This is a genomic window from Cryobacterium inferilacus (genome assembly GCF_019599185.1).
In the GTDB taxonomy this organism is placed as follows: Bacteria; Actinomycetota; Actinomycetes; order Actinomycetales; family Microbacteriaceae; genus Cryobacterium; species Cryobacterium inferilacus.
In genome coordinates, this window is the sequence record NZ_JAIEUL010000025.1 from 17908 (window position 1) to 32418 (window position 14511).

16 protein-coding genes and 1 pseudogene are annotated in these 14511 nt (G+C 65.8%); 3 read left to right on the top strand and 14 right to left on the bottom strand.

What is annotated here, in order from left to right:
- Window positions 1-15: 15 nt before the first annotated feature.
- The 12 genes from K2F54_RS16930 to prmC all read right to left on the bottom strand — a co-directional run bounded on the left by K2F54_RS16930 (window position 16) and on the right by prmC (window position 10523).
- Complete coding sequence (locus K2F54_RS16930) at window positions 16-282, bottom strand: F0F1 ATP synthase subunit epsilon (protein WP_220607034.1); 267 nt, start codon at window positions 280-282, stop codon at window positions 16-18.
- 2 nt (window positions 283-284) lie between these two features.
- Window positions 285-1748 (bottom strand): F0F1 ATP synthase subunit beta, encoded by a 1464-nt coding sequence (gene atpD / locus K2F54_RS16935; RefSeq protein ID WP_220607035.1) that lies wholly within the window; start codon window positions 1746-1748, stop codon window positions 285-287.
- 17 nt (window positions 1749-1765) lie between these two features.
- Window positions 1766-2665, bottom strand: a complete 900-nt coding sequence (locus tag K2F54_RS16940; RefSeq protein ID WP_220607036.1) for a F0F1 ATP synthase subunit gamma — start codon at window positions 2663-2665, stop codon at window positions 1766-1768.
- 89 nt (window positions 2666-2754) lie between these two features.
- Window positions 2755-4392: a F0F1 ATP synthase subunit alpha gene (atpA, locus tag K2F54_RS16945; RefSeq protein ID WP_220607037.1), complete on the bottom strand. Its 1638-nt coding sequence runs from the start codon at window positions 4390-4392 to the stop codon at window positions 2755-2757.
- Between the two features lie 88 nt (window positions 4393-4480).
- Window positions 4481-5278, bottom strand: coding sequence for a F0F1 ATP synthase subunit delta (locus tag K2F54_RS16950; protein WP_220607038.1), 798 nt, complete (start codon window positions 5276-5278; stop codon window positions 4481-4483).
- A 5-nt stretch (window positions 5279-5283) separates the two neighbouring features.
- Window positions 5284-5838, bottom strand: coding sequence for a F0F1 ATP synthase subunit B (locus K2F54_RS16955; RefSeq protein WP_220607039.1), 555 nt, complete (start codon window positions 5836-5838; stop codon window positions 5284-5286).
- A gap of 11 nt (window positions 5839-5849) precedes the next feature.
- Window positions 5850-6080: an ATP synthase F0 subunit C gene (gene atpE, locus K2F54_RS16960; protein WP_088455448.1), complete on the bottom strand. Its 231-nt coding sequence runs from the start codon at window positions 6078-6080 to the stop codon at window positions 5850-5852.
- Window positions 6081-6137: 57 nt separating this feature from the next.
- Window positions 6138-6920: a F0F1 ATP synthase subunit A gene (atpB, locus tag K2F54_RS16965; protein WP_220607040.1), complete on the bottom strand. Its 783-nt coding sequence runs from the start codon at window positions 6918-6920 to the stop codon at window positions 6138-6140.
- Window positions 6921-7088: 168 nt separating this feature from the next.
- A complete protein-coding gene (locus tag K2F54_RS16970; RefSeq protein ID WP_220607041.1) occupies window positions 7089-7601 on the bottom strand; it encodes a Cg1360 family ATP-synthase-associated protein in 513 nt (170 codons plus the stop codon).
- A complete protein-coding gene (locus K2F54_RS16975; protein ID WP_220607042.1) occupies window positions 7598-8824 on the bottom strand; it encodes an MraY family glycosyltransferase in 1227 nt (408 codons plus the stop codon). Before K2F54_RS16975 ends, K2F54_RS16970 begins: the two co-directional genes overlap by 4 nt.
- Window positions 8821-9522 carry an L-threonylcarbamoyladenylate synthase gene (locus K2F54_RS16980; protein ID WP_220607043.1) on the bottom strand — a complete coding sequence of 234 codons (702 nt, stop codon included), beginning with the start codon at window positions 9520-9522 and terminating at the stop codon, window positions 8821-8823. Before K2F54_RS16980 ends, K2F54_RS16975 begins: the two co-directional genes overlap by 4 nt.
- A gap of 71 nt (window positions 9523-9593) precedes the next feature.
- Entirely contained in the window at window positions 9594-10523 is a 930-nt protein-coding gene (prmC, locus tag K2F54_RS16985; protein ID WP_374107312.1) for a peptide chain release factor N(5)-glutamine methyltransferase, read from the bottom strand.
- Window positions 10524-10677: 154 nt separating this feature from the next.
- On the opposite strand from prmC, the pseudogene cysK reads away from it, so the two are divergent.
- From cysK to K2F54_RS17000, 3 genes and pseudogenes are all read left to right on the top strand, one after another.
- Window positions 10678-11612, top strand: a pseudogene (gene cysK, locus K2F54_RS16990) (cysteine synthase A).
- Window positions 11613-11668: 56 nt separating this feature from the next.
- Window positions 11669-12247, top strand: coding sequence for a serine O-acetyltransferase EpsC (gene epsC, locus K2F54_RS16995; protein ID WP_220607044.1), 579 nt, complete (start codon window positions 11669-11671; stop codon window positions 12245-12247).
- Window positions 12248-12373: 126 nt separating this feature from the next.
- Window positions 12374-13402 (top strand): isopenicillin N synthase family dioxygenase, encoded by a 1029-nt coding sequence (locus K2F54_RS17000; protein ID WP_220607045.1) that lies wholly within the window; start codon window positions 12374-12376, stop codon window positions 13400-13402.
- A gap of 3 nt (window positions 13403-13405) precedes the next feature.
- Here K2F54_RS17000 and K2F54_RS17005 read toward each other — a convergent pair whose 3' ends face one another.
- Window positions 13406-13873 carry a LysE family translocator gene (locus K2F54_RS17005; protein ID WP_220607046.1) on the bottom strand — a complete coding sequence of 156 codons (468 nt, stop codon included), beginning with the start codon at window positions 13871-13873 and terminating at the stop codon, window positions 13406-13408.
- A gap of 2 nt (window positions 13874-13875) precedes the next feature.
- Window positions 13876-14358, bottom strand: coding sequence for a GNAT family N-acetyltransferase (locus K2F54_RS17010; RefSeq protein WP_220607047.1), 483 nt, complete (start codon window positions 14356-14358; stop codon window positions 13876-13878).
- Window positions 14359-14511: the final 153 nt, after the last annotated feature.

Genomic DNA, 14511 nt, shown 5'->3' on the forward strand with positions numbered 1-14511 from the left:
TAAATGAGGCAGCGCCTAGACGAGAGCGGCGCGACGGGCGACGACGGAAACGATGTCGTTGTCCACGGACAGGAATCCGTCCTCGGCCTCGGCGACAATCTTGCTGCCGTCGAGCAGCGTGATGCGCACCTCTCCGCTGGAGAGGATGGCCAGCAACGGCTCGTGGCCGACGAGAAGACCGATCTCGCCTTCCACGGTGCGTGCAACGACCATGGACGCCTCGCCGGACCAGACCTGCTGGTCCGCCGAGACGAGAGTCACGGTGAGCGAAGCCGAAGCCATGCTTAGCCGTTCTCCTTCTGGATCTGAGCCCACTTCTCTTCGACGTCGTTGATGCCACCGACGTTGAAGAAGGCCTGCTCGGCCACGTGGTCGAAGTCACCGTTGGCGATGGCCGTGAACGACTCGATGGTGTCCTTGAGCGGAACCGTCGAACCCTCGACGCCGGTGAACTTCTTCGCCATGTAGGTGTTCTGCGACAGGAACTGCTGGATGCGGCGGGCGCGGGAGACGGTCACCTTGTCTTCCTCAGAGAGCTCGTCAACACCGAGGATCGCGATGATCTCCTGGAGTTCCTTGTTCTTCTGCAGGATCGCCTTGACGCGAACGGCCGTGTTGTAGTGGTCGGCGCCCAAGTAGCGGGGGTCGAGGATACGGCTGGACGAGGTGAGCGGGTCGACGGCCGGGTAGAGACCCTTCGACGCGATTTCACGCGACAGCTCGGTGGTGGCGTCGAGGTGCGCGAACGTGGTCGCAGGGGCCGGGTCGGTGTAGTCGTCTGCGGGCACGTAGATGGCCTGCAGTGACGTGATCGAGTGGCCACGGGTCGACGTGATGCGCTCCTGCAGGATGCCCATCTCGTCGGCCAGGTTCGGCTGGTAACCCACGGCGGACGGCATGCGGCCCAGCAGGGTCGACACCTCCGAACCGGCCTGGGTGAAGCGGAAGATGTTGTCGATGAAGAGCAACACGTCCTGCTTGGCGACGTCACGGAAGTACTCGGCCATGGTCAGCGCGGAGAGCGCGACACGCAGACGCGTTCCCGGCGGCTCGTCCATCTGGCCGAACACGAGGGCGGTCTTGTCGAAGACGCCGGCCTCTTCCATTTCGGCGATGAGGTCGTTGCCCTCACGGGTGCGCTCGCCGACACCGGCGAACACCGACACTCCACCGTGATCCTGCGCGACGCGCTGGATCATTTCCTGGATCAGAACGGTCTTGCCGACACCGGCACCTCCGAAGAGGCCGATCTTTCCACCGAGCACGTACGGCGTCAGCAGGTCGATGACCTTGATGCCGGTCTCGAACAGCTGGGTCTTGGACTCCAGCTGGTCGAAGGGCGGCGGCTTGCGGTGGATGGGCCAGCGCTCGGTGATCTCGATGGACTCGCCGGGCTTGGCGTTGAGCACCTCGCCGATGACGTTGAAGACGCGACCCTTGGTGACGTTGCCGACCGGAACCATGATGGGCGAGCCGGTGTCCCGGACCTCCTGGCCGCGGACGAGTCCGTCGGTCGGGTTCAGGGCGATGGCACGGACGAGGTCGTCGCCGAGGTGCAGTGCGACCTCGAGGGTGATCTCGGTCGACTCGTCGCCGATGACGATTGTCGTCTTGAGCGCGTTGTACATTCCAGGAATCGAGTCGTGCGGGAACTCAATGTCCACGACGGGTCCCGTAACGCGTGCGATACGGCCCACAGCGCCGGCTGTGCCCTCCTCGAGGACTGGCGCGATTGCGGTGTCAGTCATAACTCTCTCTTCTCTGGTTAGTTCTTGGCGGATGAGAGCGCGTCGGCTCCACCCACGATCTCGGAAATCTGCTGCGTGATCTCGGTCTGGCGCGCGTTGTTCGACAGGCGCGTGAAGTCCTTGATGAGCTTGTCTGCGTTGTCGCTGGCCGACTTCATGGCCTTCTGACGGCTGGCGTGCTCCGATGCGGCCGACTGCAACATGGCGTTGAAGATGCGGCTTTCGATGTACACCGGGAGCAGGGCGTCGAGGACGGTCTCGGGGTCTGGCTCGAAGTCGTACAACGGCAACGTCGACGGCACGTCACTGGCCTCAGCCTCGACGACCTCCAACGGCAGCAGGCGCACAACCTGGGGAACCTGGGTGACCATGCTCACAAAACGGTTGAAGACGATGTGGATCTCATCGACGCCGCCGTCATCGGCTTCGCGCAGGAACGCGCTCAGCAGTGCGTCGCCGATCTCCTGGGCGGTGTCGAACTCCGGGCGGTCGGTTCCGCCGGTCCAGGACTGCTCTGACACGCGGCGGCGGAAGCTGAAGTAGGCCAGTGCCTTGCGGCCGACGAGGTAGTAGACAACGTCCTTGCCCTGGCTGCGCAGCAGTTCGCTGAGCTGTTCCGCCTCACGCAGCACCTGGGAGCTGAACGCACCCGCGAGTCCACGGTCGGAGGCGAAGATGACGACCGCTGCGCGGTTGATGACCTCGGGTTCCGTCGTCAGGACGTGCTCGACGTTCGAGTACGTGGCCACGGCCGAAACGGCCTGTGTGATCGCACGTGAATACGGGGTGGAAGCCGCGACTCGCGCCTGCGCCTTCTGGATGCGCGAAGCGGAGATCAACTCCATGGCCCGAGTGATCTTCTTGGTCGTCTGGGCAGACTTGATCTTCTGCCGGTAGACCCGAAGTTGCGCTCCCATGTGTCTCCTGTGCTTGCTTAGATATCGTGTCGATGAGTGTCAAGAACCCGGTTCGAGCTGCTCAGGGCAGCTCGAACCGGACGGCGCGATCAGCGCTTGTGCTTGACGATCTTTTCCTGGTTGACGTCTTCTTCCTTGGTTGCGACGAACTCTTCGCGGCCGACGGAAGCCAGCGGCTTGCCCTCACCGGTCTGGAATTCGCGCTTGAAGGTGTCGACGGCCGAGGTGAGCTCGGTGACGGTGTCGTCCGAGAGCACGTTCGTCTCGCGCAGGGTCGTGAGGATGCCGGTGTTGCGGGCCAGGTAGTCGAGCAGTTCGCGCTCGAACCGCAGGATGTCTTCGAGGGGAACCTCGTCGAGCTTGCCGTTGGTGCCGGCCCAGATCGAGACGACCTGGTCTTCGACCGGGTACGGCGAGTACTGCGGCTGCTTGAGCAGTTCGGTCAGGCGGGCGCCGCGAGCAAGCTGGCGACGGCTGGCCGGGTCGAGGTCCGAAGCGAACATCGAGAACGCTTCGAGCGAGCGGTACTGCGCGAGTTCGAGCTTGAGGGTACCGGAGACCTTCTTGATCGACTTGACCTGAGCGTCACCACCGACTCGGGAGACCGAGATTCCCACGTCGACAGCGGGGCGCTGGTTGGCGTTGAAGAGGTCGGACTGCAGGAAGATCTGGCCGTCGGTGATCGAGATCACGTTGGTCGGAATGTAGGCCGCAACGTCGTTGGCCTTGGTCTCGATGATCGGCAGGCCGGTCATGGAGCCGGCGCCGAGCTCGTCGGAGAGCTTGGCACAACGCTCGAGCAGGCGGGAGTGTAGGTAGAACACGTCGCCGGGGTACGCTTCGCGTCCCGGCGGGCGACGCAGCAAGAGCGATACCGCACGGTAGGCCTCTGCCTGCTTGGACAGGTCATCGAAGATGATCAGAACGTGCTTGCCGGCGTACATCCAGTGCTGGCCGATGGCAGAGCCGGTGTACGGGGCGAGGTACTTGAAGCCGGCCGGGTCGGAAGCCGGTGCCGCGACGATGGTGGTGTACTCCATCGCGCCGGCGTCCTCGAGCGCACCCTTCACCGAAGCGATGGTGGAGCCCTTCTGGCCGATGGCGACGTAGATGCAGCGAACCTGCTTGTTGGTGTCGCCGGACTCCCAGTTGGCCTTCTGGTTGATGATGGTGTCCACCGCGATGGCCGTCTTACCGGTCTGGCGGTCACCGATGATCAGCTGGCGCTGCCCACGGCCGATCGGGATCATGGCGTCGATGGCCTTGATGCCGGTCTGCATCGGCTCGTGCACGCTCTTGCGGTGCATGACGCCGGGGGCCTGCAGCTCGAGGGCGCGGCGGCCATCCGTGGCGATCTCACCGAGACCGTCGATGGGGGCGCCGAGCGGGTCGACGACGCGGCCGAGGTAGCCGTCGCCGACGGGTACGGAGAGAACCTCGCCGGTGCGGTAGACCTCCATGCCTTCGACGATGCCGGCGAACTCGCCGAGGACGACAACACCGATCTCGTCTTCGTCAAGGTTCAGCGCGAGACCCAGGGTGCCATCGGCGAACTTGATGAGCTCGTTCGCCATGACGCCGGGCAGGCCCTGCACGTGAGCGATACCGTCGCCGGCCGTGGTGACATAGCCAACCTCGGTCGTTGCGGTCTTGCTCGGCTCGTAGGACTTAACGAAGTCCTGTAGAGCGTTGCGGATCTCATCCGGGCTGATCGTTAGTTCTGCCATCATCTTCCCTTTTCTGTACAGCAGTACAGGCTTCGTCTGTTCGACACGTTACCGTCTCGAGGTTTGTGTGTTCTGGGAGATCCGAAGATCAACCAGCAAGCTGCAGTCTCAGGTCGCTGAGACGAGTGGCGACGCTGCCGTCAATGACGTCATCGCCGATCTGTACTTTCGCGCCACCGACCACGGATGGGTCGATGACCTGGTTGACCGCGACACTGCGTCCGTACCGGGTCGCCAGCGCCGCCGTGAGGCGGTCGAGCTGCCCGGGCTGCATGGGTGCCGCCGAGGTGACGGTCGCGATGATGCGGCCGGCCTGATCGGCGACGATGGTCGCCGCAAAGGTAAGCAGTTCACCGATGCGACGGCCGCGAGGCTGCTGCACGAGGTGGCGAACGATCACCAGGGTCTGCGGTGAGACTTTGCCGGCCAGCAGAGCCTCAATGAGGCCGACCTTGGCCGAAACCAGGCCGAGCTTGCTGGTCAGCGCCAACTCCAGCTCTGCGTCTGAAGAGACAGCAGCGCCGAAGCCGAAAAGCTCCGAACCGATCGAGACATCCTGGGGAGCAGACGCAGCCGTAACGCGCAACGCCAACTCTTCGATGCCGGCCAGAAGATCCTGGTGGCTCGACCAGCGACCGGCCGCGACGGTCACCAGCAGCTCAAGAGCTGCGGGAGTGACCGTGGCGCCGAAGACCGCGCGGACGAGCGCGCTCTTGGAGGACTCGTCAGCAGACGAGTCGCCCAAGGCGGCCAGCAGCTGCGAGGAATCTCCGATGACCCGAGCGGCGTCGAACAGGTTTTCACCCGTAGCCAGATCGGCCCAGTCGGCATGGGCGGCCAAGGCCGCCCGCGACGAGGCCAGGGCTTCTCTGGTAGCGCTTCCCATTTGTCTTAGTTCTTCCCGGCCGAGGGGGCCGCGTTTTCGGAGGATTCGATATCGGCGAGGAACCGGTCGACCATGGCGCTTGCACGCGCATCGTCGTTCAGGCTCTCTCCGATGACTCCGGAGGCGAGGTCGATGGCCAGCGAGCCCACTTCACTACGAAGGGACAACACTGCGGCCTGACGCTCTGCTTCGATCTGCACCTTGGCGGTAGCCGTGATGCGGGCGGCCTCGGATGAGGCCTGCTCGCGGAGTTCCGCGAGGATCTGCTGACCGTCGGCACGTGCCTGCTCACGAATCTGGCCGGCTTCGATGCGTGCTTCGGCCAGCTGGGCCGTGTACTGCTCTAGGGCAGCTTCGGCCTTGCGCTGGGCGTCGTCTGCCTTGGCAATGTTCCCCTCGATGGCCTCCGCACGGTCGTCAAGGATCTGACGGAAACGCGGGATCGCGAAGCGTACAAAGAAGACCATGACGACCAGCAGGACAACGAGCGACCAGGTGATGTCGTAGATGGCAGGAAGAAACGGATTGGTCTCCGCTTCTGCGAGAACGAGCTCAGGCATCGTGGTAATCCCTAGACGAAGATGAAGAATACGGCAACACCGATGAACGCGAGGAGCTCGGTGAACGCGATGCCGAGGAACATGGTGACCTGCAGGCGGCCGGCGAGTTCAGGCTGGCGAGCCATGGCCTCAACGGTCTTTCCGGCGACAATACCGATGCCGATGCCGGGTCCGATCGCGGCGAGGCCGTAACCGACGGTCGCGATGTTGCCGGTGATCTCGGCGAGAATTGTGGGTTCCACTAGGTGTTTCCTTTCAATCGAAAAACGACGTCGGTCGACGTAGCCAGTTCAGTTGTGTCAGTGCTCTTCAGCCACGGCCTGTTGCACGTACACGGCGGTCAGAAGGGTAAAGATGTACGCCTGGAGGATATAGACGGCGAACTCAACGAAGGTGAAGATGAACCCGAAGGCGAGTGTTCCCACGCCGAAGAGTGATGCCCATCCACCCGCAGTGAAGAAGAAGAAGTTGGTGGCACTGAAGCACAGCACGAGCAAAAGGTGCCCGACCATCATATTGAGCAGAAGTCGCAGGGCCAGCGAGAGCGGGCGCACGATGAAGATGTTGATGAACTCGATCGGCGCGAGCAGGATGTAGATCGGCCACGGCACACCGGCGGGGAAGAGTGAGTTCTTGAAGAACTTGCCGGCGCCGACGCCCTTGATGCCCGCGTAGATGAAGACGACGTAGGCCACCAGGCCCAGCAGCAGCGGCATCGCGATGATCGAGGTGCCCGAGATGTTCATGAACGGCACCACACCGGTGACATTCATGGCCAGGATGCCGAAGAAGAGTCCGGCGAGCAGCGGCAGGTAGCGGCGGCCCATTTCCTTACCCAGGATCTGGTCGGCGATCTGCACCTGAACGAATCCGAGCGCCAGTTCGGCGATGCTCTGGTTGCGGCCGGGGATGAGGCTGGGCTTACGCAGCGCCAACCAGAAGAGGAGCATCATCACGGCGATGGCCACGAGACGGACCAGGATGATGCGGTTGATCTCGAAGGGGGTGCCTTCGAAGAACAGCGCAGGCAGGCCCAGGAACTCGCTGATACCAGGAGCGTGGAACTCGCCGTCGGAAGCCATCGGAATCAGCAAGTTCGCAGCGGTAATCACAGCGCTATCTCCTGTTTCTGTGCGGACGCACAAAGGCGACAGTGGGGGAATATCGGTCAGTGGCTCGGGGGCGCACACTGCCACCTGAGAGTGTTTTCACTTTATCAACAATCGTTCTCTGTGACTAATCGAGTTCGTTCAGTCGCGGTCGCGGTCGGTTCGTGGGGAGGTTTCGTCGATGGGGGCGGGCAGGGTGACGTTGCTGGCGTAGCCCAGTCGGGAGCGGAAGACAACGATCACATCGATCAGCATGGTGCCGACCGCGCCGGCGATCACGGTGAGGAAGAGCACCATGGTCTGCACAAAGGGAGCGTCACGCAGCAGGGCGAGGATGACGATGAAGACTACGATCTTGAGCAACCACGCCCCCATCACGATGCCGAAGAACGCGGCGATGTCGAACCGCATGGCGCCGATGATGCTCGCGGCGGTGATGGACGCGAACAGCACCGCGAGCGCGGTGCCGATCAGGGCGCTGATGAGGCCGTCGGTCGATGCGAAGTAATAGCCGAGTCCGCCGCCGATGACGGCGATGGCGACGGCGAGCAGGCCGGTGTACTTGAGGACCTCGGTGAGGATCTTCTTGGCGTCGACCGGAGTCGTGCGCGGCGGCGCGACCGGCTTGTCTGAGGGAAGGGGTGCGGTGGTCATGCGGGCTCCTTGGCGTCTGACGCCTCGTCGAGGGGATCAAGTCGGGCAATGGTGGCGACGCCAACGGCGCCGGTCACCGGGGCGAGCTGGCTCGCGGCCTCGATGGCCTTGCGGCGGCTGAGCGGGGCGAGCGTCACGACGGTGCAGATGACCAGGGAGGTCACCAGGAAGACGGTGGCCCATCCGCTGGGCAGACCGAAGAACACCGGCAGCACGTAGTACAGCAGGCAGCCGATCGAGGCTGCGGCGGTCCACGCGTAGAAGATCAGCACGGCGTGCAGGTGCGAGTGTCCCATATCGAGCAGCCGGTGATGCAGGTGCTTGCGGTCGGCGCTGAACGGGGATTTACCCGCTCGCACCCGCCGGAACACGGCCAGGCCGAAGTCGAGCAGGGGGATGATGAGGATCGCCACCGGCAGGATCAGCGGGATGAACGCGGGGAACAGCTGGGCCCGGTTGATGGCTGTGGGGTCGATCTGACCGGTGATGGCGATCGCGGAGGTGGCCATCAGCAGGCCCACCAGCAGGGCGCCGGCGTCGCCCATGAACATCTTCGCCGGACGCCAGTTCACCGGCAGGAAACCGATGCAGGCGCCGACGAGGATCGCGGCGATCAGGGAGGCCAGGTTGAAGTAGTTGGTGGGTGACGTGTCCCGCACCAGCAGATAGCTGTAGATGAAGAACACGCCGTTGGCGATCAGGGCCACTCCGGCGACGAGACCGTCGAGGCCGTCGATGAAGTTGATCATGTTCATCACGATGACGATGGCCATCACCGTGATCACGATGGACATCCAGGAGGAGCCGACGGTGAGGCCGCCGATGGGCAGGGAGAAGACCTGCACGCCCTGCCAGGCGACCAGGCCAGCGGCGATGAACTGGCCGAGCAGTTTGGTCATCCAGTCGAGGTCCCAGATGTCGTCGGCCACGCCCAGCAGCACGATCAGCAGCGCCGCGCCGAGAATGGCCATGATCTGGTGCGGGTCGGCGAAGATCAGGCGCAGCGGGGCGAACTGCGACGCCACGAGGTAGGACACCCCGAAGGCCACGAGGATGCCGAGGAACATGGCGATGCCGCCCAGCCGAGGGGTGGGCCTGGTGTGCACGTCGCGTTCGCGGATCTTGGGGTAGAGCCGGTACTTGTGGGTGAGTTTGAGCACCACCAGCGACATCAGGTAGGTCACCACCGCCGAGACCAGGGCGAGGAGGACGAAGAGGGTCATCGGCTGGCTTCCGGAGCGAGGGCCTGACCGATCACGGCCTCGATGTCGGTGCGGGAGATGACGCCGTTGCGCACGATCACGAGCAGGCCTCCGTTGGAGTCGAAGCCGGTGGCGTCGATGATCGTGGAGGAGGTGTCGCCGGCGCGGTCGCCGATCGGCTCGTAGTCCAGGCCAGCCACTCCCCCGTCGAGGTAGACGGCGACGCTGATTCCGAGCATGTCCTCCGCTCCGATGACGTCGATGGCCGACGGAAGCCCGGTGGTGTTGGCGCTGGAGACGGCGAGCGGGCCGGTCTCGGCGAGCAGGTCGAGGGCCACCGGGTTGCGCGGCATCCGCAGGGCGACGGTGCCCTGGGTCTCGCCGAGGTCCCACACCAGTGACGGTTGGGCGTTGAGGATGACGGTGAGACCGCCGGGCCAGAAGGCGGCGACGAGGTCCCGCACGGGCTGCGGCACGTTCTCGGCGAGGGCGTCGAGGGTGGGGATGCCGGGAACGAGCACGGGGGGCGGTGACTGCCGGACGCGGCCCTTGGCATCCAGCAGCTTCTGCACGGCACCGGGGTTGAAGGCGTCTGCGGCGAGGCCGTACACGGTGTCGGTGGGGATGACAACGAGCGCGCCCCGGCCGATTGCCGCGCGTGCCAGTCGCATGCCGGTCGCGTATTCCTCGTCGACCGAGCAGTCATAGATACGTGTCATCGGGCACGATTCTAGTGCAGCCGACCTGTGAACCCGGGCGGGCGGGCTTCGCCGACGGCCCGCGTGCGGAGTCAGAGAGGCGCAACCGCCGTGGTGGTGCGGTCGCGCTGGGTGAGGTCGCGGTGGGTGGCGGTGGCACGCCAGCCGTCGGATTCCAGCAGGGCACGGATCTCGGCACCCTGCAGCTCGCCGTGCTCGATGATGAGCACTCCCCCTGGCCGGAGCAGGCGCAGGCCCGTCTGCGACACCAGGCGCACCACGTCGAGGCCGTCCGGGCCGCCGAAGAGGGCATGAGCCGGGTCGAACAGGCGCACCTCCGGGTCGCGCGGGATGGCGTCGGCCGGGATGTACGGCGGGTTCGAGACGACCACGGAGACGGTGCCGTTCAACTCGGGGAGGGCGTCGGCCAGGTCGGCGAAGACCAGACGGGCGTTCTCGGCGCCGACCTCGGCGAAGTTGCGGCTGGTCCACGGGAATGCCTCGGTCGAGTTCTCGCAGGCGAAGACGCGGGCGTGCGGCACCTCGGTGGCCATCGCCAGGGCGATGGCGCCGCTGCCGGTGCCGAGGTCCACGCCGATGGGCTCGGGGTCCGCCATCGACCGCAATGCGTCGATCGCCACCTGGGCCACCCCCTCGGTTTCGGGGCGGGGCACGAAGACGCCGGGGCCGACGTTCAGTTCCAGGGACCGGAACGGTGCCCGGCCGGTGATGTGCTGCAGGGGTTCGCGCTTCTCCCGGCGTTCCACCAGTGCGGCGACGGCCGCGGCGTCACCGACGGAGAGCACCTTGCCCATGATCGCGGCGGCCTGCACCTGCCCGCGGCTCTGGCCCAGGACGTGACCGATCAGCAGGTCGGCATCCACCTCGGCGTCGACGATGCCCACCGCGGTGAGCCGGGCGACGGCCTGCGCCCGCAGCTGCTCGACGGCGGTGACGGCACCGGCGGCCTCGGGGGTCGGATCGTCATTCTGCGGGGCTGGAGTGTTACTGGGAGCTGTCACAAAGTGAAATCTTACGCACCCGCCTGAGTATCGTCGGGGCTCTAGGCTGAACGAGGCAGGCTCCCGAGCTCCCCCGTCACGGCTCTACCCATCCCAGCGGCTGGTCCGCAGAAACACACAGGCTCCCCGGTGAGCCCACAGGAAAGGTCTACCGATGTCCGCACGGATCTACTCAGACATTACCGAAACCGTTGGCGGGACCCCGCTGGTGAAGCTGAACCGCCTGCCAGGCGACTCCACGGCCACCGTGCTCGCCAAGCTCGAGTTCTACAACCCGTCCAGCAGCGTCAAGGACCGCATCGGTGTGGCCATCGTCGACGCCGCCGAGAAGTCCGGCGAACTGCAGCCGGGCGGCACCATCGTCGAGGGCACCAGCGGCAACACCGGCATCGCCCTGGCCCTGGTCGGCGCCGCGCGCGGTTACAAGGTGATCCTGGCGATGCCGGAGACCATGAGCAAGGAGCGCAAGATCCTGCTGCGCGCGTACGGTGCCGAACTCGTGCTGACCCCCGGCCCCGACGGTATGCGCGGCGCGGTCGAGAAGGCCAAGGAGATCGCGGCGGCCACGCCCGGCGCCATCTGGGCGCGGCAGTTCGACAACCCGGCCAACCCCGCCATCCACAAGGCCACCACGGGGGTGGAGATCTGGGACGACACCGACGGTGCCGTCGACCTCCTGGTCGCGGGCATCGGCACCGGCGGCACCATCACCGGCGCCGGCCAGCTGCTCAAGGAGCGCAAGCCCTCCGTGCGGATCGTCGGTGTCGAGCCCAAGGACTCCCCGATCCTCACCGGCGGCTCCCCCGGACCGCACAAGATCCAAGGCATCGGCGCGAACTTCGTGCCGTCGGTGCTCGACACCGAGATCTACGACGAGGTGACGGATGTGACGCTGGCCGACGCCATCGCCACCGCCCGTGCACTCGGCACCCAGGAGGGCATCCTGGCCGGTATCTCCGGCGGTGCCGCGGTCTGGGCCGCCCTCGAGCAGGCCAAGCTGCCCGAGAACGCCGGCAAGACCATCGTTGTCATCGTTCCCGGTTCGGCGAGCGGTACATCAGCACGGTGCTGTACGAGGACCTCGTCTAAGAAGCTCACGGCTTAAACTGATCCTCCGCTCACGAACGTACAGACAGGTGCCCGGCATGGGAGTGTTCGCCCGCATTCGCGAAGACATCGCGATGGCGCAGAGGCACGACCCTGCCGCGCACAGCAAGGCCGAGGTCGTCCTGGCCTACAGCGGTGTGCACGCGGTGTGGGCGTACCGCGTCACCCACCGGCTGTGGCTGGCTGGCTACCGCCTGCCGGCCCGGCTGCTGTCCCAGTTCACCCGCTTTCTCACCGGGGTGGAAATCCACCCCGGTGCGAGCATCGGCCGGCGACTGTTCATCGATCACGGCATGGGTGTGGTGATCGGCGAGACCGCCGTCGTCGGCGACGATGTGATGCTGTACCACGGGGTCACCCTGGGCGGAAAGAGCCGGCACGGACTGGTTCCGGGTGCCCAGCGTCATCCCAACCTGAAAGACGGCGTGACGGTGGGTGCCGGCGCGAAGATCCTCGGGCCGATCACACTGGGCGAGTGGAGCACGGTGGGGGCCAACGCCGTCGTCACAAAGGATGCCCCTGTACGGTCGATCCTGCTCGGCATCCCCGCCAGAGCCCAGCCGGGTACCCCCGAAGAGATCAAAGCGGCCCGCGGCCTGCTGAAAACCAACGCCTAGCCGTTCTCTTGCGGAGCATCCTGCGACCGAACACCGACGGGCGGATGCCGCGGCGCAGGATCTTCGACCCCGGCAATCCGCTGTAACAGTCGGGCATCGGGTGCGAAACTTGGCAGAATGGTTGTCATGACAACTTCCCCCGCCGCAGCGGCGACCGCCACCAAGTCCCTCCCGGTCCTCGACCTGTCCAGGCTCGACGCCGGACCCGCAGAGGCGGAGGCGTTCCGCACCGACCTGCGCGAGGTCACCCACGAGTACGGGTTCTTCTACCTCACCGGGCACGGTGTGCCCGCCGAGCTGATCGAGCGTGTGATGACCACGTCGCGAGCCTTCTTCGACCTGCCAGAGGACGACAAAATGGCCATCGAGAACCTGCAGAGCCCGCACTTCCGCGGCTACACCCGGGTGGGCGGCGAACTCACCCAGGGCAAGGTGGACTGGCGCGAGCAGATCGACATCGGCCCGGAGCGGCCCGCTCTCGACCTCACCGCCGACGACGCGGACTACCTGCGCCTGGAAGGCCCCAACCAGTGGCCGGTCAACCTGCCCGCGCTGGAAGAGGTCATGACCCAGTGGCGCGAGGAGCTGAATGACGTCGCCCTGCGACTGATGCAGGCCTGGGCGCTGTCCCTCGGTGCAGACCAGCACATTTTCGACGAGGCCTTCGCCGTGAAGCCGTCGACCCTGATCAAGATCGTGCGCTACCCCGGTAAGTCCGACCCGACCCCGAGGCAGGGGGTCGGCGCGCACAAGGACTCCGGTGTTCTCACCCTGCTGTTCGTCGAACCAGGCAAGGCCGGCCTGCAGGTGGAGAAGGACGGCGAGTGGATCGACGCTCCCCCGCTGGACGGCGCGTTCGTGGTGAACATCGGCGAGCTGCTCGAGGTGGCAACGGACGGCTACCTCAAGGCGACCGTGCACCGGGTGATCTCCCCACTGATCGGCACCGACCGCATCTCCATCCCGTTCTTCTACAGCCCGGCGCTGGATGCCACCATCCCCCTACTGACGCTGCCTGAGGAGCTGCACGCGCCCGGCATCACGGTGGACCCGGAGAACCCGATCTTCAGCACCTACGGCGAGAACTCGCTGAAGAGCCGGATGCGTGCGCACCCGGACGTGGCGGCGATCCACCACGCCGACCTGCTCGCGTAGCCGCTAGGTAGCCGGTGCGGGGGCGTCGATCGCGAGCTTGACGCCCACCGCACCGAGCAGGGTGCCGGTGATCCAGCGCTGCCAGCTGACCCAGGTAGGGCGGCTCTGCAGGAACACCGCGATGCCACCGGCCGCGAACACGATCGCGGCGTTGACGAGCATGCTCACGGTGATCTGCACCCCGCCGAGGATGAAGCCCTGCAGCATCACGTTGCCGGCGGACGGGGTGACGAACTGCGGGATCAGGGCCAGGTACATGATGGCGGCCTTGGGGTTGAGCAGGTTGGTGATCAGTCCCATCCGGAACAGCTTGGAGCGGGAGTCGCGGGGCAGATCGCGGTTCTCGAACAGCGACAGCCCGCCCGGCTTGAGGGTCCTCCAGGCCAGGTAGAGCAGGTAGGCGGCACCGGCCACCTTGACCGCCGTGTACAGCCACGGCACCAGCAGGAACACGGCGGCGAGGGTGACCATGGTCAGTGCAGCTCCTTCGCCAGCCAGTGCTCGGCATAGGGATCGGTGTTGAACGGCGCGACCTCGAGGTAGCCGCAGCGCCGGTAGAGCCGGCGTGCCTCGACCAGATCGGTGCGCACGGTCAGGCGCAGGCGGCTGAGTTCGGCGGCGACCGCGAGCTCTTCGAGCCGGCCGATCAGTTCGGCTCCGGCGCCGAGCCCCCGCGCTTGCGGCGCCACGTAGATGCGGGTGAGGTCGCCCAGCGCGTCGCCGGTGAAGCGCACTCCCCCGCAGGCAACCGCCCGGTCGCTGTCGAAGGCGACCACCAGCAGACCGGTGTCACGCTGCAGGTCGTGACTCGGCTCATCCGCCATCGCAGCATCGACCTCGGCGGCCAGGGCGGCCCGCCCCCAGTACCGGCCGACGATGTCGTCGTAGTACTGACGAAGCAGGGCCGCGGCGGCCGGCGATCCCGGGTCGGTGGTGACAAAAGAGAGCCCGGGCATGAGTGCCAGCCTAGTTGGCTCACACACCCGGAACGCGAGCCGACCTGGGAACGCGACCAACACGCCGGTCGAGCCTGTCGAGACCACGCCAGCCAATCCCGGGGACGCTACCGCAGCATCCGCAGAGCACCCCACCAGGTTTCGACAAGCTCA